Annotated in this window: 25 protein-coding genes; 6 read left to right on the top strand and 19 right to left on the bottom strand. The window is 61.0% G+C overall.

All coding sequences use genetic code 11. The annotated features are described in order from the left end of the window. From Q1A32_RS17595 to Q1A32_RS17530, 14 genes are all read right to left on the bottom strand, one after another. The gene (locus Q1A32_RS17595; protein WP_299656098.1) at positions 1–969 is read right to left on the bottom strand and encodes a nuclear transport factor 2 family protein; all 969 of its coding nucleotides are present in this window, start codon (positions 967–969) and stop codon (positions 1–3) included. Then, positions 966–1,985: a LacI family DNA-binding transcriptional regulator gene (locus Q1A32_RS17590; protein ID WP_299656096.1), complete on the bottom strand. Its 1,020-nt coding sequence runs from the start codon at positions 1,983–1,985 to the stop codon at positions 966–968. The genes Q1A32_RS17595 and Q1A32_RS17590 overlap by 4 nt, the downstream gene beginning before the upstream one ends. After that, on the bottom strand, positions 1,985–2,746 hold the full coding sequence (locus Q1A32_RS17585; RefSeq protein WP_299656094.1) for an SDR family NAD(P)-dependent oxidoreductase: 762 nt from the start codon (positions 2,744–2,746) through the stop codon (positions 1,985–1,987). Before Q1A32_RS17585 ends, Q1A32_RS17590 begins: the two co-directional genes overlap by 1 nt. Next, positions 2,743–3,378, bottom strand: a complete 636-nt coding sequence (locus Q1A32_RS17580; protein WP_299656092.1) for a glutathione S-transferase family protein — start codon at positions 3,376–3,378, stop codon at positions 2,743–2,745. Before Q1A32_RS17580 ends, Q1A32_RS17585 begins: the two co-directional genes overlap by 4 nt. Then, on the bottom strand, positions 3,375–4,424 hold the full coding sequence (locus tag Q1A32_RS17575; protein WP_299656090.1) for an ester cyclase: 1,050 nt from the start codon (positions 4,422–4,424) through the stop codon (positions 3,375–3,377). Before Q1A32_RS17575 ends, Q1A32_RS17580 begins: the two co-directional genes overlap by 4 nt. Next, complete coding sequence (locus tag Q1A32_RS17570; protein WP_299656088.1) at positions 4,421–5,425, bottom strand: ester cyclase; 1,005 nt, start codon at positions 5,423–5,425, stop codon at positions 4,421–4,423. Before Q1A32_RS17570 ends, Q1A32_RS17575 begins: the two co-directional genes overlap by 4 nt. A gap of 3 nt (positions 5,426–5,428) precedes the next feature. Next, positions 5,429–6,757 (bottom strand): histidinol dehydrogenase, encoded by a 1,329-nt coding sequence (gene hisD, locus Q1A32_RS17565; RefSeq protein WP_299656086.1) that lies wholly within the window; start codon positions 6,755–6,757, stop codon positions 5,429–5,431. 9 nt (positions 6,758–6,766) lie between these two features. Continuing rightward, positions 6,767–7,297 carry an ester cyclase gene (locus Q1A32_RS17560; RefSeq protein ID WP_299656084.1) on the bottom strand — a complete coding sequence of 177 codons (531 nt, stop codon included), beginning with the start codon at positions 7,295–7,297 and terminating at the stop codon, positions 6,767–6,769. Positions 7,298–7,373: 76 nt separating this feature from the next. Beyond that, entirely contained in the window at positions 7,374–8,531 is a 1,158-nt protein-coding gene (locus Q1A32_RS17555) for a carbohydrate ABC transporter permease (RefSeq protein WP_299656708.1), read from the bottom strand. Then, a complete protein-coding gene (locus Q1A32_RS17550; RefSeq protein WP_299656082.1) occupies positions 8,528–9,556 on the bottom strand; it encodes a carbohydrate ABC transporter permease in 1,029 nt (342 codons plus the stop codon). Before Q1A32_RS17550 ends, Q1A32_RS17555 begins: the two co-directional genes overlap by 4 nt. Next, entirely contained in the window at positions 9,553–9,723 is a 171-nt protein-coding gene (locus Q1A32_RS17545) for an NAD(P)-binding protein (RefSeq protein ID WP_299656079.1), read from the bottom strand. The genes Q1A32_RS17550 and Q1A32_RS17545 overlap by 4 nt, the downstream gene beginning before the upstream one ends. A gap of 55 nt (positions 9,724–9,778) precedes the next feature. Continuing rightward, positions 9,779–10,999 (bottom strand): ABC transporter substrate-binding protein, encoded by a 1,221-nt coding sequence (locus Q1A32_RS17540; RefSeq protein WP_299656076.1) that lies wholly within the window; start codon positions 10,997–10,999, stop codon positions 9,779–9,781. A 95-nt stretch (positions 11,000–11,094) separates the two neighbouring features. Beyond that, positions 11,095–12,141 carry an ABC transporter ATP-binding protein gene (locus Q1A32_RS17535; protein ID WP_299656073.1) on the bottom strand — a complete coding sequence of 349 codons (1,047 nt, stop codon included), beginning with the start codon at positions 12,139–12,141 and terminating at the stop codon, positions 11,095–11,097. A 550-nt stretch (positions 12,142–12,691) separates the two neighbouring features. Beyond that, on the bottom strand, positions 12,692–13,915 hold the full coding sequence (locus tag Q1A32_RS17530; RefSeq protein ID WP_299656070.1) for an acyl-CoA dehydrogenase: 1,224 nt from the start codon (positions 13,913–13,915) through the stop codon (positions 12,692–12,694). Positions 13,916–14,121: 206 nt separating this feature from the next. Here Q1A32_RS17530 and Q1A32_RS17525 point away from each other — a divergent pair, with 206 nt between their 5' ends. Then, positions 14,122–14,472: a hypothetical protein gene (locus Q1A32_RS17525; protein ID WP_299614759.1), complete on the top strand. Its 351-nt coding sequence runs from the start codon at positions 14,122–14,124 to the stop codon at positions 14,470–14,472. On the opposite strand, the gene Q1A32_RS17520 is transcribed toward Q1A32_RS17525, so the two are convergent. Beyond that, positions 14,469–15,140, bottom strand: coding sequence for an SOS response-associated peptidase (locus tag Q1A32_RS17520; RefSeq protein WP_299656067.1), 672 nt, complete (start codon positions 15,138–15,140; stop codon positions 14,469–14,471). The genes Q1A32_RS17525 and Q1A32_RS17520 overlap by 4 nt on opposite strands. 185 nt (positions 15,141–15,325) lie before the next feature. Between Q1A32_RS17520 and Q1A32_RS17515 the strand changes: the two genes are divergently transcribed. After that, entirely contained in the window at positions 15,326–16,165 is an 840-nt protein-coding gene (locus tag Q1A32_RS17515) for a M48 family metallopeptidase (protein ID WP_299656064.1), read from the top strand. Positions 16,166–16,236: 71 nt separating this feature from the next. Here the strand turns inward: Q1A32_RS17515 and Q1A32_RS17510 are convergent, their stop codons facing one another. Continuing rightward, the gene (locus Q1A32_RS17510; protein WP_299656061.1) at positions 16,237–17,796 is read right to left on the bottom strand and encodes a bifunctional UDP-sugar hydrolase/5'-nucleotidase; all 1,560 of its coding nucleotides are present in this window, start codon (positions 17,794–17,796) and stop codon (positions 16,237–16,239) included. A gap of 142 nt (positions 17,797–17,938) precedes the next feature. Between Q1A32_RS17510 and Q1A32_RS17505 the strand changes: the two genes are divergently transcribed. Genes Q1A32_RS17505 through Q1A32_RS17495 form a run of 3 tightly spaced genes read left to right on the top strand, consistent with a single transcriptional unit; the run spans position 17,939 to position 19,751 of the window. Next, positions 17,939–18,286, top strand: a complete 348-nt coding sequence (locus Q1A32_RS17505) for a DUF952 domain-containing protein (RefSeq protein ID WP_299656058.1) — start codon at positions 17,939–17,941, stop codon at positions 18,284–18,286. After that, positions 18,283–18,711 (top strand): DUF1330 domain-containing protein, encoded by a 429-nt coding sequence (locus tag Q1A32_RS17500; RefSeq protein WP_299656055.1) that lies wholly within the window; start codon positions 18,283–18,285, stop codon positions 18,709–18,711. Before Q1A32_RS17505 ends, Q1A32_RS17500 begins: the two co-directional genes overlap by 4 nt. After that, entirely contained in the window at positions 18,708–19,751 is a 1,044-nt protein-coding gene (locus Q1A32_RS17495; protein WP_299656052.1) for a quinone-dependent dihydroorotate dehydrogenase, read from the top strand. The genes Q1A32_RS17500 and Q1A32_RS17495 overlap by 4 nt, the downstream gene beginning before the upstream one ends. A gap of 54 nt (positions 19,752–19,805) precedes the next feature. On the opposite strand, the gene Q1A32_RS17490 is transcribed toward Q1A32_RS17495, so the two are convergent. The 3 genes from Q1A32_RS17490 to Q1A32_RS17480 are packed head-to-tail and all read right to left on the bottom strand — an operon-like array spanning position 19,806 to position 22,064. Further along, entirely contained in the window at positions 19,806–21,137 is a 1,332-nt protein-coding gene (locus Q1A32_RS17490; protein ID WP_299656049.1) for an MATE family efflux transporter, read from the bottom strand. A 1-nt stretch (position 21,138) separates the two neighbouring features. Beyond that, entirely contained in the window at positions 21,139–21,639 is a 501-nt protein-coding gene (locus Q1A32_RS17485; protein WP_299656046.1) for a PaaI family thioesterase, read from the bottom strand. Then, a complete protein-coding gene (locus Q1A32_RS17480) occupies positions 21,636–22,064 on the bottom strand; it encodes a PaaI family thioesterase (RefSeq protein ID WP_299656043.1) in 429 nt (142 codons plus the stop codon). Before Q1A32_RS17480 ends, Q1A32_RS17485 begins: the two co-directional genes overlap by 4 nt. Positions 22,065–22,188: 124 nt before the next feature. Between Q1A32_RS17480 and Q1A32_RS17475 the strand changes: the two genes are divergently transcribed. Then, positions 22,189–22,560, top strand: coding sequence for a MerR family DNA-binding transcriptional regulator (locus Q1A32_RS17475; RefSeq protein ID WP_299615485.1), 372 nt, complete (start codon positions 22,189–22,191; stop codon positions 22,558–22,560). Positions 22,561–23,199: the final 639 nt, after the last annotated feature.

Here is a 23,199-nt window from a genome sequence, read left to right as displayed (position 1 = left end):
CTATCCCGTCTGCAACAGTATCTGCTTCCAGATCGCCGTCTCGTCAAACAGCGCGTATTCCCGACGCAGGCCCCATGGACCAAACTCGGCATGGGAAATCCCCAGCACATAAACCTCGGCCCCGGTGGGGGCGCCGAAATAGCCCCAGCCGTCATGCTTGCCATGCAGCGCCCAGCGGATGGCGGCACGCGGCGGCATCATATCATCATCGCGCCCGATCTGGTGATCGATGGTGAATGTCGCATCCGGAAAAGACGCCCGCAGGCCCATCCAGAACCGATCCACCGGGCCGGTGCCGTGGCCTGTCACGCCACCGGGATATTCGGATTGCACGGCGCGGTCATATTCTGCCGGGATCGCGGCCATATCGGCCCCCATCACCCGGGTCAGGATGTCGGCATATTTCTGGCCCCATGCGTTGTCATTGCCACGACCCTTGTAGGGGCCGGGCTGATCCGTGGCAGGCGTCAGCGGACGCACCGCGTTCTCCATGCCTCCCTCCCGTTCGATCAGGTCAGCGGCATATTCCTTGGCGTCCCATCCGATCTGGTTCACGATGGCCGTCTGATCGCGGATCAGCCACTCGTCATTGATCTGGTCATTGATGGCATGGCAATCCGCGATAATGCGGTACTGCAACCGTTTGCCCGAGGCCGGACCATAGACCCCATCCGCCATATGCGTGGCCGTCGACAGGATACGGTGCGACGACAGCATGCCGTCCTCGGGTGTGCCGCTCCAGATCACATCCTCGCCCAGCAATGCCCGATCAGGGAATTCGGCCAAGGTCGCCATCGTGGCCCCAATGACCTTTTCGTTGCCGATCACCACCGACCCCGGCGAGCGCACAACGATGTCGGGGCTGTAATAGTGATGCAGGGTCGCGATGCCGCGATCTTCCCAGATCTCCTTGGTGATGCCGATGATATAGTCGGGGAAGTCTTTCCACCGGTTCGAAAAACCCTTCATGAGGTCCATCCTTTGGGTATGCGGGCCGATCCGCGCAGGACCAATGGTCCGTCCAGCACGACGCGGCGGGGATTTGTTTCGGGATCGCGCAGGCGGTCCATCAGTATTTCAACAGTGGCATCGGCCATCTGGCCTGCGGGTTGGCGCACCGTGGTCAGATCGTAGCTGGGCCAGGCGGACAGGGTCACATCGTCGTAGCCTACGACAGACACATCGCCGGGCACGCTCAACCCCAATTCAAAGCGCAGCACATCCATGACGGCAAAGGCCATGTGATCATTGGAACAGAACACGGCATCGGGCCGGTCTGGGCCTGCAAACATCTCGCGCGCGACCGCCTTGGCCTGTTCGAATTTGAAGTCACTCACACCACGGGCAAAGAGCGACTGACCAGCCGCTTGCAGCCCCGCCACAAAGCCTGCCTCGCGGTCGCGCTGGGTCGAAGCCCCCTCCCACCCCGCAACATGGGCGATGCGGCTGTGCCCACCGGCCACAAGGAACTCTGCCAGCTTGCGGCCACCGTGGTAGTTGTCGGACGTGACGGCTGACAGCCGGTCATCATCCTGCGCGCGGTTGAACAGAACAATGGGAATGCCTGCCGCCTCGCACCGCTGGGTCAGGTCGTTGGACATGCCGACGCTGGCCGCGATGATCCCATCGACCTGATAGTCGAGCAGTTCTTCCATCACTTCATCCGCTTCCTCGCCCGAGTTGGACGACAGGAAAACCAGCACGTGATACCCCTGTTCCTGCAGCTTGCGGCTGAGCCGTTCGATGGCTTCGGGGTAAAAATGGTTCTCAAGATAGGCGACGACCAACCCAATGATCCTGCTGCGGCCGGTGATCAGCGACCGCGCCAACACGTTGGGCCGATAGCCCAGCGCATCCGCTGCCTGCCGCACCTTATCCGCCGTGCGCTTGGACACAGAGGCACCGGGGGTAAACACGCGACTGACCGCCGAGCGGGAGACACCCGCCCGTTCGGCCACATCCAGCGCTGTCACCTTGTCCGGCATCAGTCTGCGGTCCACCCGCCGTCGATCAACATCGACGTGCCCGTGACCATGGCCGATGCATCAGAGGCAAGAAACAGGACCGCCCCCATGATGTCCTCAACCTCCGCCACGCGAGGTAGTTTGATCTTGTCCATGATCCAGGCAAAGCGCTCGGGGTCTTCGAACGATTTCTCGGTAAAGGCCGTGCGCACGAAGGTCGGGCACACCGTGTTGATACGGATATTTGCCTTGCCCCATTCGATGGCCATGGATTTCACCATGCCTTCGACCCCATGTTTGGTGGCGCAATATACGGCGCGGTCAATGCCGCCCACATGGCCCATCTGCGACGAGATATGGATGATCGACCCGCCCTTGCCCGCCTTGGTCAGGGCGCGCGCTGCAGCCGTCGACAGGAAATACGCGCCTTTGAGGTTGATGCCCACAACAGCGTCGAAATCATCAGGCTGCGTCTCCATCGACGGGCCGTGGCGCGCGAGGCCTGCCGAGTTCAGGACAATGTCGAAGGGCTGAACAAAGGCTGCATTCACCGCATCAATATCGGATTGATCAAGCGGCAAGGCCTCGGCACTCCACCCCTGCTCGGCCATGGCGTTCACAACCTCGGCCAGCGCGTCGGCCCGCCGTGCGGCACAGACCACATGCGCGCCAGCCTCCGCCAAGGCGACGGCGCAGCCAAGGCCGATGCCCGACGATGCGCCGGTCACAAGTGCGCGCTTGCCGGTCAGGTCAAAGGACGGGGTGCGGGGCAATTGGGTCAAAACGACAGCCTCCCTTTCAGTTCGGAGTAATCGACCATCACATGGGTCCGATATGCAGGGCGCGCGGTCACCGCATCATAATAGTCGCGCGTGCCCGCAGGTACGGTGCGCTCGATGTCGAGGGTCAGGTAGCGGTAGAGCACGTGACCGACCCATATGTCGGCCAATCCAAACTTGTCGCCAGTGATCCAGGTGCGGTCCCCGCGCTCAGCCAGAACCAAGCCAAGAAGCTCTTCGAACCGGGCAACAGCCGCAGACACCGCAGCCATATCACGTGCCGCCTCGGGCGTGCGGTAGTAGGCCCAGAACACAGGCACGGTAAACGCGCGGCAGAGCGTGTTCTTGGCCCATTCGGCCCACATATCGTCGCGCGGGGACATACCAACCCGGTCGTTGCCATACCGCGCCACAAGGTACCGAAGAATAGCAGCACTTTCGAACATCACCGTGTCGCCGTCCTCCAATGCGGGCACCAGCCCCATCGGGTTCATCATCCGGTAGGCAGGAGTGTCTGTGCCGCCAAAACGACCACCGACATCCTTGCGCGTCACCGCAAGGCCAAGTTCCGCGGCGCACCACATGACAGCCTGCACGTTGGACGACGTCGCACGCCCGTGGATCACTATGCTCATACCGCCCTGCCCGTCTCTGGATCGAAACCTGCGCGCACCTTGTTGAATTCGCGCATCCGCGCAAACACATCGACACCGATCTGATCATACATTTGCAACATATCGACGAGGACCCAGTTCTCCCGGATCAGGCCATTTTCCAACCGCCAGAAATCAAGGCTCCGCATCTCGATCCGCGTGTGCGTGGGCGGCAATCCCAACCAGCCACCATGTGTGATTGTCTGGTACATGTCCGGCCACCCCGTGACAGCCGCATACTGTCCGTCGCCAAAGAAATGGTACTCGATCTCGTCCACATACTGCCCGCGGTCCGGCATGCCGTTCAGGAACGGGATCTGGTGCCAATTGCGAAAGCCTGCGATGCCGCGCCCCGATCCGATGCCCGAGGGGCCGTACCACATCATTTTGGGATGCCAGAACGTCTCCATCTCCATCACTTCGGGGCCGCCCTGACTGGGGTGCTTCTTGAGATGTTCAAGCATGTCGATGATGTGCTGGCAGGACGTCGAACTTGCCGTTGCATCATAAGGCCCCGGCACCAGACCGTCGCAAGAGGCGGGACCGGGCACATGCCATTCGCGCCCGAGACTGGGCACCATCGGCCATGCGCCTGCCTGCATCATCACCTCCGGAATATCCCACAGCGCCTGCATCTCGACGATCTTGCCGTCTTCGAACCGATAAAACTCGTGGAACCGCATATGCACGATGTGACCTGTGGGCGGGATATCCAGCCATGGGGCCGTGAAGGTGCCGGAATAATATCCACCACACCCAACCCAGTCAGCGCCTTCGGGCGTGGGACCCGCCATCACGATATGGTCGCGCCGTTCCAGATCCGGGATCGCGCGTGCCAGCGGGGCAAAGGCTCCCTCGACATAGGCATCCACACCAGTTGTGGTCTCGAACGGAAAGGCGAGGCGGAAGGCGACGTCAGGCGCGCACAGGTCGTGCAGGACAGCGCGCATCGTCTGCATGTCGAAGTCGTACATCGCTGCGCGAAGTGGCGCGATCAGCTCTTTGTGGCGTGTGTGCGGATCGGTCATGCGCCTGCCTTCATGCGGGCAAACAGATCGACGCCCATTTGCTGGAACAGATGGATCATATCGACGAACACCCAGTTTTCAGTGAATTGATCTGCAGTGCGCAGCCAGAAGTCGATGCCGGACACCTCAATCGGCGCGCCGGTTGCCGCGTGCCCCAGATACGTGCCGCCATGCGACCCGACGACCCCCATCGGACCGGACGCGGCAAGCAGCCGATCCTCGGCAAACAGGCTTTCGAGGTGCATTACCTTGCGATCGGGAAACGCCTCCAGCCAGGGTTGCTGGTGCAGGGTCTCGAACTCTGCAAGCGACAGGCACGCGCCAATCCCGCCGGGTCCGTACCATTTGACATTGGGGTGAAAAAACCGAGCCATGCCCATACTGGACAGGTCAGTTTCGTCGAAACTGTTGAGCCCGCCGAAAATGAAGGTTTTCCCCAAAGCCATTGTTTTTTCAGATACAACCTCAGATTGCACGGCTGTCAAAACACCGTCATAGGCGGTGGGCGCGGGAAAGACATGCGCAGCACCACGGGGGGGCGGCAGCACGGGCAATCCGATCTGATCAAACCAATCCACGAAATCCCAGATCGTCTGGGCATGGGTGATCTGCCCCGACGCGTCAAAGCGCAGGAATTCGCCCCAGCGGATGCGCAGGTCGTGACCTGTGGCGGGAATGCCGAACACCTCTGCCGTCGCCCGTCCGGTGTAATAGCCTGTTCCGGCGACCCAAGACGCGCCGTCCGCGCCACCTTTTTCTTGCGCGGCCGATACACCGCCCATGAAGATATGCGTCTGGCGGCGCAAATCAGGAATGGCTGCGCGCAGCGGCGCGAACAGCGCATCAATGATGGCCTCGGCATCTGGCTGCAGTCCGACGGGGACCGGCCCGTGCCATCCGGTCAAGGCTGGCAGCAGCGCCGCCGCACTTGTCGGGTCACGATCAAGAGCGGCCCAAAGCGTCAGCGCCGTTACTTTGTTGCGTTGGTTCTGTTCCGACACGGTCTATTCCGCTGCGTCGCGCGCAGGGGCCCCCTCACCGTAGGGAACGTTGATCCCGCCATAGCGGCGGACCCGCAGATTGCACTGCTCGGCATGGCCCACGAACCCTTCAAGCATGCACAGACGCGAGCCGTAGGCCCCGATCTCTGCCGCGGCTTCGTCCGTAGTGACCTTTTGATAGGAATGCGTCTTGAGGAACTTGCCGACCCAGAGGCCACCTGTGTAGCGCCCCGCCTTCTTCGTAGGCAGGGTATGGTTGGTGCCGATCACCTTGTCGCCATTGGCCACATTGGTGCGCGGCCCAAGGAACAGCGCGCCATAGCACGTCATGTGCTCAAGGAACCAATCATCCCGGTCCGTCATCACCTGCACATGTTCCGAGGCCACATCGTCAGCAACCTTCAGCATCTCGTCATAGGTGTCGCACAGGATGATCTCGCCATAATCCACCCAGCTTTTGCGAGCCGTGTCGGCGGTGGGCAGGATGGTCAGGATGCGTTCAATCTCTGATGCGGTGTCGTCGGCCAGTTTGCGCGAGTTGGTCAGCAGCACGGCGGGCGAGTTGTAGCCGTGTTCGGCCTGGCCAAGCAGGTCGGTCGCACACATCTCGGCGTCCACGGTCTCGTCCGCGATCACCATGGTTTCGGTTGGACCTGCGAACAGGTCGATGCCAACGCGACCGAAAAGCTGCCGCTTGGCTTCGGCCACGAAGGCATTGCCGGGACCAACAAGCATGTGCACGGGATCAATGGTTTCGGTGCCGATGGCCATGGCGCCCACGGCCTGAATGCCACCCATGACATAGATCTCATGCGCGCCGCCCAGATGCATGGCCGCGATCACGGCAGGGTTCGGTTTGCCTTGCCACGGCGGGGTCGCGGCGATGATCCGAGGTACGCCAGCCACGCTCGCCGTGGCGACGGACATGTGGGCCGAGGCCACCATGGGGAACTTGCCCCCCGGCACGTAGCACCCAACGGATTGCACGGGGATGTTCTTGTGACCAAGGATCACGCCCGGCATCGTCTCGACCTCGATGTCCAGCATCGAGTCCCTCTGCGCCTGTGCGAAGTCGCGGACCTGTTGTTGCGCGAACTTGATGTCCTGCATCTCGCGCGGGGTCAGTTCCTCCATCAAGGCGGCAATGTCGGCTTCGGTCAGGCGGAAGCTCTCGGGGCTGTAATTGTCGAACTTCTCCGACAACTCGCGCACAGCCACATCGCCGCGCTTTTCGATGTCCGTCAGGGTCGCTTCGACAATGGCGCGGGTCTTGGCGTCATCTTCGGCCCGCTCGGCCTCGGGCTTGCCGCGTTTCAGGTATTCAATCGTCATCTTGTCACCTCAGCTATCGGGGCGCGGCGGGGTCTTGTCGCCGCGATCGAAGGCTTCCCAGCCCTCACCATCAAAAACGTCCCGCCCCAACTGGGCGAGGACATGGGGAAAATCGACCATCACGTAATTGTCGGTGATGCGGCCATCCTCGACCTTCCAGAAGTCCATGTACCGGATCTCGATCCGCTTGCCGGTGGGGGCAATCCCCATGAATGTACCGGCATGGGTCGCCTCTTGGCGCCCGAAAGCCGCGGCCCATTCACCCATGTAAAGCCGTGCTTCGTCCACGCAGACCTTGTCGGAAAACGCCGCCTGAAACGGGCGCTGCCAGTTGTCCTGAAATTCCTGCAAGCCGGTCTTCGTTCCGCAGCCCGTGTTGCCCATCCAGCGAAAGGACTGGGCAAAGAACTGGCCGATATCGTCAATGCGGTGGTCGTTCAGACCGTCCACCATACCTTCGATCACGGCCCGCGTGGCGTCCGTCTTGGACATATCCGTGTCGCGGGTCAGGACCGCTTGTTCCGGGCGGGAACCTTTCATAGACGTTGCATCCTTTTTGAGATCAGGACTGGGGCGCTGCCCCAGACCCCGGGATATTTTTAGCCAGAAGAAACCATCACCCCTTCACCGCGCCTGCCGTCAGCCCCGACACGATCTGGCGTTGAAAGACCATGACCAGAAGGAACAGGGGCGCCGTGATGGATACCGCCGCCGCGACCGCTTCGACCTGATCGGTGGTCGTGGTTTCGCGGTTGAAGTAGCCCGCAATGGCCGGGACCATTGTTTGGTTCTGAGCGTCGAGCAGCAGGGCCGTGACCAAGAAATCGTTGTAGCCCAGCAGGAACGAAAAGAGGCCGGTTGTGATTACCCCCGGCCACATGACCGGCATGATCACCCGCCGGAACGCCTGAAAGTGGGAACAGCCGTCTACCCGTGCCGCCTCGTCCAGTTCGGCTGGGATATTCTGGAAGAACGACCGCAGCATCCAGATTGTAAAAGGTTGGTTGATGGCCACCAGCACTGCGATGATCGCCCATGGTTGGCCGTAGAGTGTGGGGCTGAGATCACCGAGGATTGGGCGCAGGATTTCGGCAGAGTTGATGAACCACGGCAGGTAGCCCGCCACCAGCACCGAGTGTGGTAGGGCGCGGAACACAAGCGCGATGATCAGCAGCCAGAAAGCGAGATTGGAGCCCGAGCGTGCGAGGCCATACCCCGCCAATGTGCCCACCGTGAGCGACACGGTGACGACGCCCGCGGTCACGATCATCGAGTTGATGAAGTTGCGGTAGAACTGGTTTTCGCCCCAGACCGCCACGTAATGCTCCGTGGTCAGACCCAGGATGGGGGTGCCGAGAGGACCTGCGATACTGTTCAACGCACCAAAGACGTAAGGCAGCACACCGAAGAAGATCAGCACGAACACCAGCCCATAGGCCAAAGCCCCAACCAGCCACCCCAGCACGATGAAACCGGGGGGCGAGAACTGCGCGACCATGCCGGGCAATCGGGTAAAGGCCCAGCGGACGGTGAAGTAGAGAAACACCAGGCCGAGTGCGATGTCGATGACGCTCAGCCCGTTGCCTGCCGCCCGGGTGGCGGGGCCGGTGATCACGTCCCATGCGCTGGCCGCGAACGCATCGCGCGGGGATTTCACGCTCATCACGGCGATCCACACGATGGGGAAGGCCGCGATCAGGCACCAGAAAGCGAGGAACGCGCCGGACGCAATCTTGAGCGAGAGCGGTTGTGCAGTGGCCTTAGAGGACATCAGTGCGCCCCTCGCTTGTGGTCGCGCCATGTGCGGCGCAGCGGCAGGATCAGCAGGATCACGATGCCCACCATGGTCAGCATGGCCGATGCCGCCGCCCGGCTGATCGCCCGGTTGCCCGCGTCATCCGGTGTGAGGAAGTCGAAGGTCAGCCATTGCAGCGAGATGACATGTGCCTGAGAGCGGAAGCCGATGATCTCGTCAAAGACGCGGTAGCAGTCCATCAGGTGAATGAGGGCAATGAAGATGATCAGCGGCATCAGGTGCGGCACGATCACATAGCGCAGCCGTTCGAACCGGTTGGCACCGTCGATGATGGCGCTTTCCAGCGTGTCCATGTTGACCGTTTGCAGGCCCGCATAAAAAATCACGAAGGCGAAGGGAGCCACGTGCCAGACACGGTAAAAGTACATCAGCAGCTCGATGGTCCAAGCCTGTGCGAACATGGCGATGTCCTGCCCCGTCCAGCGCTCCAGTGTGGCCGTCAGAATGCCGTCGCCCACAAAGAGCCAGTAGATCGACAGCGACCCGATGACCGGCGTGATGATGAAGGGCAGGAGTGACACGAAGATGACCGGGCCGCGCAAGGACTTGGCGGCGTTGTTGACAGCCAAAGCGATCATCAGACCCACGCCCACCACCAACGGCAGCGTCACCAGCGTGAACATCAGGGTAAAGCGCAGCGCCTTCCAGAAGTCGATTTGAAGGATGTCGCCCCAGTTGCCCGATCCGATGGCGGACCAGAACTTGTCCATTTGCAGCACGTTCTGATAGCTTTGAAAGCCAACCCACTCCGTCGTCGTCTGGGTCCGCCCGGTGGCCTCGTCAATGATGGGCACCGTCTTGGTTTCCGTCACGCAGGTCTGGGTGAGGAAGCCGGGTGTGCAGGTTTCAACCTCGACCTGCTGCATGACCGGCTGGGTGATCTGAAAGGACTGGATAAAGACCGAGATCAGAGGGGCCGCGATGAAGAGCAGCATCATGAACACCGACGGCGCCACGAACCAAAAGAAGGTCTTGAACTTCATGCGTCAGTCCTCTTGTAGCGATGGAACGGTGAAGGCGCTCTGACGGACGCGGCGGCCTTGCCGTCAAGCACCCGGACCCGTGCACCCGGTCGTTCGGCAAGACGCGCAGCCACCGCGCATCCAGCAGAGCCACCGCCCGCAACGATATGATCGTGGTCCTGTGTCATCTGTCCCCCTGAGAAACGGCTGGCCGAGGGCACCCCCCCGGCCAGCCAAAAGTGCTTATTCCAGCACGCCAGCCTCTTTGGCCGAGGTGGTGTAGGCTTCTTCGACGGCCACAAGCGTCGCCGCTGCATCACGCTCGCCCGTCAGGAAAGCGGGCAACTCGTTGCCCAGAGCCGTGTGCAGCAGGCCCATCTGCGTGGTGGACGGATACGCAGGCGGTGCGGGGTTCGCAGTCGCCGTGGCAATCGCGCCTTCGGCCAGTGGGCCGGGCTGATAGCCGTTCACCAGCCAGATGGCCGCCTCGTTGGCACCCTGCACCATCTCTGTGTCCAGACCTTCCATCGCCAGACGGAAGGCGGCGTCAGCCTCTTCATCCGTGATGTTGGCGGCGATCACGATGCCGTCCCACCACAGGGTCGTGGCAGGTGCGCCACCATCCATGGCGAGCGGAGCGGCGGCCATCTTGACCTTGCCCACAACCTGGCTTTCGGCTTCGTCATTCATGGCACCGGCGCGGGATGCCCACAGGTTTGCCATGGCGATCTTGCCCTGCTGGAATTGCTGCTGCACGTAAGTGCTGTCGCTGACCAGAACCTCTGGGTCCGTGTATTCCAGCGTCGCCTGCATGGTCGCCAACGCCTTCATGCCCGCGTCGGAATTCACGGCTGTGGTGTTGTCGTCATTGAAGAACACCCCACCGAAACCGGGATACATGTTCACGAATTCCTGCGCGAGGTTCCAACCGGATTTCATGGTCGCACCAATGGCGTGATCCACAACACCCGCTTCCTCGATCTTGGCAGCGGCCGCGAACACTTCGTCCCATGTGGAGGGTGTCTCGATGCCCAGATCGGCAAAGATATCCTCGCGGTACATCAGGTGCTGTGTGTTCACCATCATGGCGACGGCCATGATCTGACCGTCCACGCGGATCAGCTGGTTGGGCGACAGGTTCTGACCATACTTGGCAACCAGATCATCCAGGGGCCGGATGGTTTCCGCGTTCAGCAGCGGCGTGATGGTCCCGTTCGACACGCCACCGATGTGATAGAGCGATGGGTTGGCTTCAAAGGCCGCTGGCTGCTTGGTGCGGAATTCCTGATCCAGTTCGGCCTGGAAGTTGCCGCACTCCGCCATGGCGTCCGTCACGGCTTTCCACGCTTCAAAACCCGCGCTCAGCGACTTCAGCGGCACGTCGTTTTCATAGGAACACGCGGCAAAGGCCGTGGTCCCCAGAAGCGAGACAGCGCCCGCCAGTGCCAGTTTCTTCAAATACATGTGCAAACTCCCTGTTGCGTTTGGCGCCAGTGCATCTTGCAAGCCTGCACTGGCTGATGTTGGGCCGCCCCGGTGCCCCCGGGCGGCCAGTGTCCTCAGGCGAGGCGTTCGCCGGAAGAGGATGAGAATGCGTGGCAGATGCCCGCAGGAACGGAGAAAGAGACGGTGTCGCCAATCTGCGCCCGGTATTCCTTGTGCGCCTTGATCGACACCAACTGCCCGCCCGCACGGACGGTAAGCATGGTGGCGTCGCCCAAAAGTTCGATGGTGTAGATGGGCGCGGTGATCTGCCCGCCCTCCTCCGCCAGCGCCGCATCTTCTGCGCGGAAGCCCAGTGTCGCGGGACCATCGGGTGCGTTCAGCCCGTTGATTGTGACGTTGTCTCCGGTGAAGGTGCCGCCCGCCATGGTACCTTCCATCAGGTTCATGGCTGGGGAGCCGATAAAGCTGGCGACAAAGGTATTGGCGGGCCGGTCGTAGATTTCCGTCGGCGTACCAACCTGTTGCACCTTGCCCTGCTTCATCACGACCACGCGGTCGGCCAATGTCATCGCCTCGATCTGGTCGTGGGTGACGTAGACAGTTGTGACCTTTAATTCGTGGCTGAGGTTCTTGATCTGGGCGCGGGTGGACACACGCAGCTTGGCATCCAGGTTGGAAAGTGGTTCGTCCATCAGGAACACGTTGGGTTCGCGCACGATGGCACGGGCCAGGGCCACGCGCTGACGTTGGCCGCCGGAGAGTTCAGCGGGTTTGCGGTGCAGGAACTCGTCCAGCTCCACCATGGCAGATGCACGGCGCACCCGTTCGTCATGGGTGGACGGGTCCACCTTGCGGACCTTCAGCGGAAAGCGGATGTTTTCGTAGACGTTGAGGTGCGGATAAAGGCCGTAAGACTGGAACACCATCGCCACATCGCGGTCCTTGGGGTCCAGATCATTGACGCGCTTGCCGTCGATCATGATGTCGCCCTCGGTCGCATCCTCGAGGCCCGCAATCATGCGCATGGTTGTGGTCTTGCCGCAGCCCGAGGGACCCAGCAGCACCAGAAATTCCTCGTCCCCGATGGTCAGGTCAAAATTGTCGACCCCCACAAATGATCCCCACCGCTTGTTGATGTTGCGCAGCTGGATTTCCGCCATGAGACCCCCCGGTCAAAAGGTTGCCGGTTCAGGCTAGACACCGGCCCCATGACTTGGCAACTGTTTTTTGCACACGTGTGCAAAACTGATCGAAGCCCTATCCATTCCCGACAAATGTCGAGGTCGTGCGGGCAGCAGTGCAAGTGATCTTAGCGTCTGACATTTATGCGAAAAGGATCGGTTTTTTGCTATCTGTTCCAGAAGGTTGTGGGTTGTTTTTCAACAAACACTTCAATGCAGTTCGGGATGTGAGATCAGAGTCCGACACCCCAATTCGCGCTGCAATGCAGCAGACGCAGCTGAACGATACCATTTTCATCTCTGGTCAAATCCGGCGCGGCGATAAGAGCACCTTGGTGTCACCCCACACCCACTCTTGGAGCAATTTCAAAGCCCACATCCGGGCGATTGAGCCATAGAATCGCGCCGCGGGTCCACGTCCGCGTACCAAGCGGCTTTGCTTCCTTGGAAGGCTTACCTTACAAGCACCCCGCACTTTCTGTTCAAAGAACATCAGGCGTCTGGGGGTGGAAAACCCCCAGTGCTGGCGTCAGAAAAAAGCCTGCAACCCGGTTTGCGCGCGCCCGAGGATCAGGGCATGCACATCGTGGGTGCCTTCATAGGTGTTGACCGTCTCAAGGTTCATCATGTGGCGCATGACCTGAAACTCACCCGAGATGCCATTGCCGCCATGCATGTCGCGCGCCGCACGGGCAATCTCCAGCGCCTTGCCGCAATTGTTGCGCTTGACGATCGAGATCATCTCGGGCGCGGCCTGGGCTTCATCCATCAAACGTCCCACTTGCAAAGACGCTTGCAGACCAAGCGTGATCTCTGTCTGCATGTCCGCCAGCTTCTTCTGAAACAGCTGTGTCTGCGCCAACGGCTTGCCAAATTGCTTGCGGTCCAGACCGTATTGACGGGCCGCGTGCCAACAGAACTCCGCAGCGCCCATGGCCCCCCAGGAAATGCCGTAGCGGGCGCGGTTCAGACAGCCGAACGGGCCCTTGAGGCCCTGCACATCCGGCAACAACGCGTCTTCGCTCACTTCCACGTTCTCCATCACGATCTCGCCGGTGATGGAGGCGCGCAGGGACAGCTTGTTCTCGATCTTGGGGGCGGACAGGCCCGCCATGCCTTTTTCCAGCACGAACCCGCGGATTTTGCCGCCATGGGCCTCCGACTTGGCCCAAATCACGAAGACATCCGCGATTGGGGCGTTGGAAATCCACATCTTGGCACCGTTCAACACGTAGCCCGCGTCGGTTTTCTTCGCCGTTGTTTTCATCCCTGCAGGGTCCGATCCTGCGTCGGGTTCGGTCAGACCAAAACAGCCGATCCATTCGCCGGAAGCGAGTTTCGGCAGATACTTTTTGCGCTGCTCTTCCGAGCCGTAAGCATAGATCGGGTAAATCACGAGGGACGACTGCACAGACATCATCGATCGGTAACCGCTGTCGACCCGCTCGACCTCGCGCGCGACAAGGCCGTAGGACACATAGGACCCGCCGAGGCCGCCATATTCTTCGGGCAGGGTCACACCCAGCAGTCCCATATCGCCCATTTCGCGGAAAATACCCGGATCGGTCGTCTCGTCCGCAAAGGCACTGATCACACGGGGGGCCAGTTTTTCCTGCGCATAGGCCTGGGCAGAGGCCTGGATCATCCGCTCATCCTCGGACAGCTGATCGGACATGCGCAACGGATCGGACCAGTCAAAGCTGCCAAGGTCAGGCGCGTCCTTGGGCTTCAGGATCTTTGTCTCGGCGTTCATGCGGTCCTCCATCGTTTTGGCTTGGGCCTTATGTAATGCGCTTGCGCGCCCAAGACCATGCGACATCGCTACGGGACGCGGGGCAAAACACGCACACCCGCCGCAGCCCGGTCGCACCCGCGCCTCATTTCAGCCCCAATTCCCGCGCATAGACAGCGGATACGATTCTGTTTTTCGGGTGGGGCCGAAGCAAAAGGAGTGCTGGCATGAAGCGCGCAATGCAACTTGGAGCCGTTCTGGCCACGCTGACAGCTGCGACCGCAGTCTCGGCCGCGGAACACGAGATCCTGATCCTTCCGGACGCCTATTTCCCGTCGATCCTGTATATCGATGATGGCGACACGGTGAAGTTCACCAACCTGACCGGGGTCGAACACAACATCGTTTCCAAGCACGCAAGCTGGGCCATCGGCCCGATTGCCGATCAGGGCACAGTGACGATGGTGATGGAACAGGGTGTGCAAACCACGTTCTACGATGCGGATGCCGTGTCAGAGGAAGACGGTTCGTTCCTTGTCGAAGGCAACTTGAGCTTCGGTGCCGCACCGCTCGACTAATCCTCGATCGGATCGATCAATTCGGGGCCAGACGCGCGGTTGGAATTGACCGTTGTCGCGACCCGGTGCCAGACCAAGGTTTCCTCAGGGGCGGCCCGCATCAGCGCGGCGGCCCCTTTGCCTTTTTCGCCCAGCCAAAGGGCGATGTCATCCGGTTCAAGGATCACCGGCATACGGTGGTGGATGGTTGACATCGGCGCGTTGGCCCTCGTGGTGACAATGGCCGCCGTTCGCAGCGCCGGATCATCTGATCCCTTTGCCGTCCAGTCCTGCCAAACAGCCGCGAAGGCCAGCGGTGCCCCGTCGCTGCGGGTGATGTACCATGGCAGGCGCGTCTCTCCGTCCCGCGTCCATTCGTAAAACCCCGTTGCAATCATCACCGCCCGCCGTTCGCGGCAGGCCGCCCGGAAGGCTGGCTTTTCGGCGATCGTCTCGGCGCGTGCATTGATCAAAAGCGGGCCATCGTTGGGTTTCTTGTACCAATGCGGGATGAACCCCCAACGCATGGGCGCGAGCCTGCGTTGCCCGTCCAGATAGCTTATGGCGGACACCGCGTCAGTCGGGCAGACATTGTAATTGGGTACGTCCGGCAGATCGTTGGCAGGCACGGCATTGAATAGCTGTGCCATGGCATCGTGGGGCATTGTCACTGAAAATCGTCCGCACATGCGCGCAACGCTACCCGATGGCGGTCTGGCGTGTAAGGCGGATCTTGATCCGCCCCCGCAACGGTAAAGTAGAAAAATCACCTATTTCACGGTATACTATCGCAGGTCCATATTTTCCGACCGCGTACCTAGCCGCCTTATTTCCTGCGGCCCGATCCGACAGTTTCAATCGAAGGGATTATTCCATGCCCATTTCACGAAAAGAATTATCTGCCCTGCGTCATCCCAAGGAAACACCAAGGTTTTACGTGACCCTGTTCGTTCTGATCCCTCTGGGGATCATCGTTGCCGCCCTCACCATCGCATCGTTTGGTTTGATCCTTCTGATCGCCCCCTTGGTGCTGTTCGTGCTGTGGTTTTCACTCAGGATGTTTGCGGCCTACTACATGAACAACACCATTCTGGTCACGGCAGAGAGTTTCCCCGACGCGCACCGCGCCATCGAAGATGCCAAGCAGTATTTTGGCTACACCAAACCGATCCAAGCCTACGTCTATCAGGAAGGCACCTACAACATGGCGCTGATGCCGTTGCTGAACGTGAAGGTGCTGCTGTTGAATTCGGAATTGATGCGGCCCGAGAACAACGATGACGAATTGCGGTTTCTTGTCGGGCGTTTCGTGGGGGCGCTGGCCTCCAAACACTACCGGTTCATGTGGCTGCAGGCGTTCCTCAATGGGGTCGAGAAACTGGCGATCTTCAATATCCTGCTATACCCGTACGAGCGTGCGCTGAAGCTGTCCGGCGACCGTCTTGGGCTGGCCATGATTGGTGGCGACATCGATGTTGCCGTGCAGTCCATGGTCAAGCTGGTGGTCGGGAGCGACATTGCCGATCAGGTGAATGTCGATGCTTTCGTGAAGCAGGGCGAGCGGCATGGCGGCGGGTTCTTTCGCTGGCTGGTCAAGGCGCTGTCCACCTTTCCCCACACCACGACACGCGTGTCGGAGTTGCTGAAATTTGCCGCCAGTGCCTATCCTGCGCCCTTGCAGCCCGTGATGCCAACGGGTCGTGCGGCGGAATAGAAAAACGCGCAGACCGGATCCGCGCGTTTCAGGGTTTCGGGTAAGGCGCAGGTGTCCTGCGCCCCGCCCATTTACTTGGCTGTGATCCGACCGTCGGTGTACGGCGTGAACGGCCCTTTTTCCGCCAGATACTCCGCCGTCACATCGGCAAGGTCAGGTCCGAAATCATAGGCATTTTCGGCGTTCACGAACATCGCATAGCCGTCACCACCATTGCGGACGTAGTTGTTGCTGACCACGCCATAGATCTTGTCCATGTCGATGGCCGCTCCGCCCACCATGACGTCGCTGATCCGCTCACCGGCGGGCTTGGACGTGTCAAAGGCATAGCTCATGCCAGCGACCTGCGGGAAGCGGCCTGCGCCATCCTCGATCTGACCGACGCCATTCTCAAGTGCTGCCACAATGGCTGACCCGGGAACCTGGAAGGTCGACAGCGTGTTCTGGAACGGAAGTACGGTCAGCACTTCGCCCATGGTCACTTCGCCCGCATCAATCGACGCCCGGATGCCGCCGCCGTTCTGAATGGCGATCTCGATCCCCTGATCCTTGACCCGATCCAGCATCGCATCGGCAATCAGCGACCCCATGGCGCATTCCTGTGCCCGGCACGTGTCGCGCCCGCCTTCGATGACCTCAGCCGCTTCTGCCACGACGCGCGTTTTCATCTCTTCGATGGGCGCGCCCATTTCAGCGATGCGAGAGGTGAACGCGCCATTTGGCTCAACCGACGCATCCAGCAACATTGGATCACCGGAGGACGCCGTCACGTTGCCGTCGTCGTCAAAGGTCACGGTCAAGTGGCCCAGATATTTGGTGTAGGCATAGGCTTGCGCCACGGGCGTGTCGCCCACCATCTCAGGATAGGCAGGGGTTTCATCGTCACCATTGGTCATCAACGTGTGGCTGTGCCCGCCAATCACCACGTCGATGCCGTCCACGGCTTCGGCAATGGCCAGGTCCTTGTTCAGGCCCACGTGGTTCAGCGCAATGATGATATCGACGCCCTCGCCTTCCAGCGTGGCAACGTCGGCCTGCAGTGCTTCGATCTCGTCCTGAAAGACGACGTTCGGGCCGGGGCTGGAGGTCTCAACCGTATCCGTGGCCAGCGCCGAGATCACACCGATCTTCTTGCCGCCCACCTCAAGCACGACATGGTTCTGCACCTTGCCTTTCAGCTCGTCCGACGACGACAGATCGAGGTTGCCAGAGATCACCGGGAAGCTGACCTTCTCGATGAAGTCCGCCAACCCTTGAGGACCGTCGTCGAACTCGTGGTTGCCCACGGCCATGGCGTGATAGCCCATCTGCTCCATGAACTCGGCTTCGGCGGCACCCTTGTAGGTGGTGTAGAACAGCGACCCCTGGAACGGGTCGCCCGCGTCAAGCACGACGACATTCTGGTTGTCCAAGCTGGCTTTCTTGGCATCAATGGCCGTTTTCACGCGCGCCACACCGCCAAAACACTCGCCTTCGGCCTCTCCTTCGGCATTACAGGTCGAATCGTACTTGTTGATCGATTCAATGCGGCTGTGCATGTCGTTGGTGTGCAGGATGTGCAGCGTGTATTCGGCGGATGCCATACCAGCGCTCAGCGCCAGTGCAGCAGTGCCCATCAAAAATCGGGTCATTCTGGTGTCTCCCATATTGGTTATGACGACATCGTGACAACAATCCGCCGTCCGAGTCAAAGCGGTTCCTTACGGAAAGCACGCGACAGGTTCATGACAGCGCCCACTTGACCAGCGCTTGGGCAAACGGCATCACGCGTTCATGCTGATCTACAAGATTTTTCGCGGTCCCGAATGGGCCGCCTTGCGCGAAAACGGCACCACGCCGGGTGCGCCCATCGATGCGGCCGACGGCTATGTCCACTTCTCAACCGCGGCGCAGGCCGCTGAAACGGCGGCCAAGCATTTTGCAGAGCAAGAGGATCTGTTCCTCATTGCCGTCGATGCGGACGCCCTTGGGGACGATCTGAAATGGGAAGTGTCGCGCGGCGGGGCCGAGTTCCCGCATCTTTACCGCGAAATGCGCCTTGCGGACGTGCATTGGGCGCAGCCCCTTCCGTTGGAAAACGGAGTACACCAGTTTCCGGCCGGCGCAGGATTTGACGCATGACACATATCGATCCCACAGCCGACCAATTCGCCGCCTTCAAGGACCTGCCCCGCGATGTGCCCATCGAGATGCTGAACCTTGTCCGCTTCAACGATCTTGCCAACTACCCCGGTGATCATGAGCTGGCGCGTGATGGGCTGACCGGCGCACAGGCCTACGGGCTCTACGGCAAGCAAACGGGTGCCATTCTGGAAAAGGTCGGCGGCAGCATCGTCTGGCGCGGCGGGTTCGAAACGGTGCTGATCGGCCCCGCGGACGAGGCATGGGATGCCGTGTTCATCGCGCGCTATCCCAACTCTGGCGCGTTTCTGGCCATGGTCACGGACCCCGATTATCAGCGCGCGGTGGTACACCGACAGGCGGCGGTCAAAACCTCGCGCCTCATTCGCTGCAAACCGGCCGATCAGGGCGCATCCTTCGGATGAAGCAGGCACTTGAACGGATCGGAACACGCGGCCTGCGCAAGCTGGACCCGGAGGTGGCGCACGGGCTGGCGCTGAAAGCGCTGCACACGCCTCTTGCTTCGCTGCCCGGCCCTGTGACCAGTCCGCGCTTGCGCACGACACTGGCGGGCATGGACCTGCCCAATCCGGTGGGTCTTGCTGCAGGGTTCGACAAGAACGCCACCGCCATCGCGCCGCTCAGCCGCGCAGGCTTCGGCTGGATCGAGGTGGGCGCCGCCACCCCCCTGCCCCAGCCCGGCAACCCCAAACCGCGCCTCTTTCGCCTGACCGAAGATGCGGCCGCCATCAACCGCTTCGGCTTCAACAATGACGGGATGGAGGCGATCGCGGCGCGCCTCGCCAAACGTCCCAAGGGCGTGCCCGTGGGCTTGAACCTCGGTGCCAACAAGGACAGCGCCAACCGGGCCGAAGACTTCGCGCGAGTCCTGCAACACTGCGCACCGCATATCGACTTTGCCACGGTCAACGTTTCCAGCCCCAACACCGAAAAACTGCGCGACCTGCAAGGCCCAATGGCCCTCGCGGCCCTGCTCGACGGCGTCATGCAGGTGCGGGGCAACATTCCCGTTTTCCTGAAAATCGCCCCGGACCTCACAGATCAGGACCTTGCCGACATCGCCAAGGTGGCCGAGGATGCCCGCGTGGCCGCGATCATCGCCACAAACACAACGCTGGATCGGGATGGGCTGCGCAGCCCTCAGGCACAGGAAAAAGGCGGCCTGTCAGGCCAACCGCTGTTCGACAAATCAACGCGCGTGCTCGCCAAATTGCACAAGCTCACCAACGTCCCGCTCATCGGCGTCGGCGGCATCGCGTCCGCCGAACAAGCCTATGCCAAGATCAAGGCAGGCGCATCGGCGGTGCAGCTTTACACGGGCCTTGTCTATGGCGGTCTCAGCCTCGCCGCGCGCATCGCCGAAGGGGTGGACGCGCAGCTGGAAAAAGACGGCCACCAGTCCGTCACAGACGCCGTAGGATCTGAGACAGAGACCTGGCTCTGATCCATCTTCATCTTGCCAGATAAACTCCGGGGTCTGGGGCAGCGCCCCAGTCCCTCACCCGGCAGCCCGCTCCAATGCCGGATACCGCGCGCCCAGCGTCACCCCACGCGCAATGAACGACACCAGCAGCGCCGCCCACAGCCCATGATTGCCCATCAGCGGCATCAGCGTCAGCACCGCCAGCCAATACAGAACAAATGATATCGCCATCATGTTGCGCATGTCCCGGCCCCGGCCCGCGCCAATGAAAATGCCATCGAACATCCACGCCGCACAGCCCACAAGCGGGGCCGCCACCATCCACCACAGATACTCACGCGCCACCATCTGCACCTCGACATCCTTTGCCATCACATCGATAAGCCAGGGGCCCGCCAGCGCAAAGGCAAAGGCAGTCGTGCCGCACACCACCATCCCCCACATGCCCGTCATCAGTGACGACCGCCGGACGCGCGCAGGATCCTTGCGACCGTAAGCGCGGGCAATCAACGTCTCGGCGGCAAAGGCAAAGCCGTCCATGGCGTACGCGGTGATATACATGAACTGGATGAGCACCTCGTTTGCGGCCAGCGTCACGTCACCAAAACGTGCGCCCAGAAAGACGAAGCTGGAAAAGATGATCATCAGCATGGCCGACCGCAGCAGGATGTCAGTGTTCAACAGCGCCATCTTGATCAGCTGCGCCCGGCGCAAAACGCGCGGCCAATCGCGCCACGCCGGGCGAACAAAAGCGGCGCGGCAGAACCACAGACCCAGCCCCGCGCCCATGGCTTCCGCGATCACTGTCGCGATGGCCACCCCCGGCACACCCCAACCGAAACCCAGCACAAAGACAAAACTCAGGACGATGTTGACCCCGTTCATCACCAGTTGGACCCAGAACACGCTGACCGTCCGCTCCATCGCGACCAGCCAACCGGTCAAGGCATAGACGGCGATGGCGGCAGGCGCGGTCCAGATGCGGATGAACAGGTAGTCGCGGGTCAGGCTTTCGACCTCTGCACTGGCAGGCGACAGTTGGAACGCCGCCCAGAAGATCGGAACCTGCATCACAATCAGGCTCACACCACCGACACCGGCAACAAGCAATGCGCGCGTCAGCCATGCCGACACCTCGTTGTCGTCACCCGCCCCCGCAGCCTGCCCCACCAAACTGACGGTGCCCATGCGCAAAAACCCGAAAATCCAGTAGATCGTCGTCAGGATGATGGCGCCCATGGCCACGGCGCCGATTGGGGCCGCTTCGCCCATCTGTCCCACCACGCCCACGTCCACGGCACCAAGGATGGGCACCGTGGCGTTGGACAGCACGATGGGCAGCGCAATCTTGAGCACCCGCTTGTGCGTCAGCGGTGCGGGCGGGGCCTTTGGGTCTACGGCCTCCAAGTTACCGCCGTTGCGGCATGACGAAATGCCCGGTGGCTTGGGCGAACAGACGGTCCCGGTTGTCCTGCCAGCCTTCGACATGGACGGACGCATAGCGCCGACCGGACCTGTTGATCCGGGCGCGGGCATAAGCGTCACGTGGCAGGCCCGAGCGCAGGTAATCGACGGAGAAATCCACCGTCTTCGGCAGGCGCGGCATCGGGGACGCGGCGCCGGGATCGAAATCAAGACTGCCCGCTTCGATATCCTCCCACAGATAGGCCCAGGACAGGGTTACAACCGCCGTCACTTCCATGAAGGCCGCCGTCACACCGCCATGCAGCGCGGGCAAGAGCGGGTTGCCGATCAGCTTTTCGTCGAAGGGCAACACGCCGGTCAGCTCATCTCCGCGCCGGTCAAAGGTCATGTCGAGGTACTGGATGTAGGGCACGCCGCTGACCAGTGCCTTGAGAGCGGCATCGCGCCGTTGCTTGACCACTTGGACGGGTTCGGGCCGTTTCATCGCGTACCCTCCACCGTGAAAGCGCCCGTGGCAGTGGCGACCGGGTTGTCGCCATCATCATCACAGGCCGTCGCCCGAACAAACGCGACCGAACGGGTCACGTGATAACAGGTGGCCGTCGTTGTGATGGACTGACCGGGGGTCGCGGCGCGCATGTAGTCGATGCGCAGATCAAGCGTTGCGGTGCCGCCAAGGTTCTTGGGGTGGCTCATCACCGCCGCCCCGCAGCACGTATCCATAAGGGCCGATACGGCGCCGCCACTGATCACACCCGTTTCGGGGTCGCCGATCAGGCGGTCGTCGTAGGGCATGGTGATCACGGCAACCCCATCTTCCATCTGTGTCAGCTTCATCCCAAGATCGCGGGAATGTGGAATAGCTTCGATGAATTGTCGGGCAAGCTTGAGTTTGTCGGGGTCGGACATATGGCCTCGTTGCGCGGTCTGCTTTGACGTTATGGGTCCTGCACGCCGCATGGGCAAGGCACCTGTTGCGCGGCTCGCCCACGCGCCTTAGGCTTGGAGGTCAGGGATGGAGATGTTGGCAGTCATGGCAGACGACCGCTTGAGCTTTAAGGAGATGTGCGCGCAGTTCGACGTAACGCCGCGTACACTGCGATATTATGAATATATAGAGCTTTTGCAGCCCGACCGCGAAGGCCGATCCCGGTTTTACGGCGCGCGTGAACGTGCCCGCATGAAGCTGATCCTGCGCGGCCGCAAATTTGGCTTCCAGTTGGAAGACATCCGCCAGTGGCTGATGATCTACGAAAAGGAAGGCACCGAAGCGCAGATGCGCGCGTGGGTCGATCTGGCCGATGGGCAGCTGAAGGAACTGGACGAACAGCGCAAGCAGCTGGAAGACGCCCGCTCGGAACTTCAGGACCTGCGCGACAGCGTGGCCACTGAACTGGGAAGCTAAGCGCCGCTTCCAGAGAGGACTCGCGCTCCGGTCTCGGTTTGTCGATGTGCTTGCGCAGCAGCCGGACAGTTACCAGCCATACCAACGCCGTGAGCAGTCAAAGTCATCACTGTTTTCATGCAGGCGCAGCTTACGTTCATCCAGTCGCGACTTAATATACTTCTCGGCAGCGACGCCACATAATCTGCGCGGCTTCTCCGTGGCCTCCGAGGCGATGCACGATACGTCCCCGCCCCGTGGGGCATGATCCACACAGTGATGAGTTACATTGCAATTAGCAGTGATGGATAATGTAGAAATGATCAGTTCGCGTCTGCCACGAATGTCGACAAGCGGAAACGCATTCGATTAAGCGAGACGCCACCCGCATCACAGAAGTACAGCGACAGAAACGCTGGCCGCCGACCTCTCTGTTAATGGGAAAAGTATAGCCGTAACAACTGCGGACGCGTGAGCCACAACGGCCAAGCCAAACTCAATCGTCATAGAAGAAGTCGTGTCCGGGGGACGGGCACGTATGTCCGTCTCCCCGCTTTGATCAGAGGACGAAGCCGACGATGGCCAAAACAATGACCACAAGGCCGACAAGATAGATGACGCGGTTCATGACGAACCCCTTCTGATAGTTGATGCGCAATT

Origin of the sequence: uncultured Tateyamaria sp. (assembly GCF_947503415.1) — a bacterium.
GTDB lineage: Bacteria > Pseudomonadota > Alphaproteobacteria > Rhodobacterales > Rhodobacteraceae > Tateyamaria.
The sequence above is the reverse complement of the archived record's forward strand: the minus strand, read 5'-3'. Positions and strand labels throughout refer to the sequence as shown.

Excerpts from the sequence above, each read along its gene's own strand:
- Q1A32_RS17535 (WP_299656073.1), bottom strand. The coding sequence starts at position 12,141 with ATGGCGGAAATCCAGCTGCGCAACATCAACAAGCGGTGGGGATCATTT.
- Q1A32_RS17590 (WP_299656096.1), bottom strand. The coding sequence starts at position 1,985 with ATGCCGGACAAGGTGACAGCGCTGGATGTGGCCGAACGGGCGGGTGTC.
- Q1A32_RS17550 (WP_299656082.1), bottom strand. The coding sequence starts at position 9,556 with ATGAAGTTCAAGACCTTCTTTTGGTTCGTGGCGCCGTCGGTGTTCATG.
- Q1A32_RS17540 (WP_299656076.1), bottom strand. The coding sequence starts at position 10,999 with ATGTATTTGAAGAAACTGGCACTGGCGGGCGCTGTCTCGCTTCTGGGG.
- Q1A32_RS17475 (WP_299615485.1), top strand. The coding sequence starts at position 22,189 with ATGGCAGACGACCGCTTGAGCTTTAAGGAGATGTGCGCGCAGTTCGAC.
- Q1A32_RS17515 (WP_299656064.1), top strand. The coding sequence starts at position 15,326 with ATGCCCATTTCACGAAAAGAATTATCTGCCCTGCGTCATCCCAAGGAA.
- Q1A32_RS17560 (WP_299656084.1), bottom strand. The coding sequence starts at position 7,297 with ATGAAAGGTTCCCGCCCGGAACAAGCGGTCCTGACCCGCGACACGGAT.
- Q1A32_RS17530 (WP_299656070.1), bottom strand. The coding sequence starts at position 13,915 with ATGAACGCCGAGACAAAGATCCTGAAGCCCAAGGACGCGCCTGACCTT.
- Q1A32_RS17505 (WP_299656058.1), top strand. The coding sequence starts at position 17,939 with ATGCTGATCTACAAGATTTTTCGCGGTCCCGAATGGGCCGCCTTGCGC.
- Q1A32_RS17485 (WP_299656046.1), bottom strand. The coding sequence starts at position 21,639 with ATGAAACGGCCCGAACCCGTCCAAGTGGTCAAGCAACGGCGCGATGCC.
- Q1A32_RS17520 (WP_299656067.1), bottom strand. The coding sequence starts at position 15,140 with ATGTGCGGACGATTTTCAGTGACAATGCCCCACGATGCCATGGCACAG.
- Q1A32_RS17510 (WP_299656061.1), bottom strand. The coding sequence starts at position 17,796 with ATGACCCGATTTTTGATGGGCACTGCTGCACTGGCGCTGAGCGCTGGT.
- Q1A32_RS17495 (WP_299656052.1), top strand. The coding sequence starts at position 18,708 with ATGAAGCAGGCACTTGAACGGATCGGAACACGCGGCCTGCGCAAGCTG.
- Q1A32_RS17580 (WP_299656092.1), bottom strand. The coding sequence starts at position 3,378 with ATGAGCATAGTGATCCACGGGCGTGCGACGTCGTCCAACGTGCAGGCT.
- Q1A32_RS17545 (WP_299656079.1), bottom strand. The coding sequence starts at position 9,723 with ATGACACAGGACCACGATCATATCGTTGCGGGCGGTGGCTCTGCTGGA.
- Q1A32_RS17480 (WP_299656043.1), bottom strand. The coding sequence starts at position 22,064 with ATGTCCGACCCCGACAAACTCAAGCTTGCCCGACAATTCATCGAAGCT.
- Q1A32_RS17525 (WP_299614759.1), top strand. The coding sequence starts at position 14,122 with ATGAAGCGCGCAATGCAACTTGGAGCCGTTCTGGCCACGCTGACAGCT.
- Q1A32_RS17575 (WP_299656090.1), bottom strand. The coding sequence starts at position 4,424 with ATGACCGATCCGCACACACGCCACAAAGAGCTGATCGCGCCACTTCGC.
- Q1A32_RS17595 (WP_299656098.1), bottom strand. The coding sequence starts at position 969 with ATGAAGGGTTTTTCGAACCGGTGGAAAGACTTCCCCGACTATATCATC.
- hisD (WP_299656086.1), bottom strand. The coding sequence starts at position 6,757 with ATGACGATTGAATACCTGAAACGCGGCAAGCCCGAGGCCGAGCGGGCC.
- Q1A32_RS17500 (WP_299656055.1), top strand. The coding sequence starts at position 18,283 with ATGACACATATCGATCCCACAGCCGACCAATTCGCCGCCTTCAAGGAC.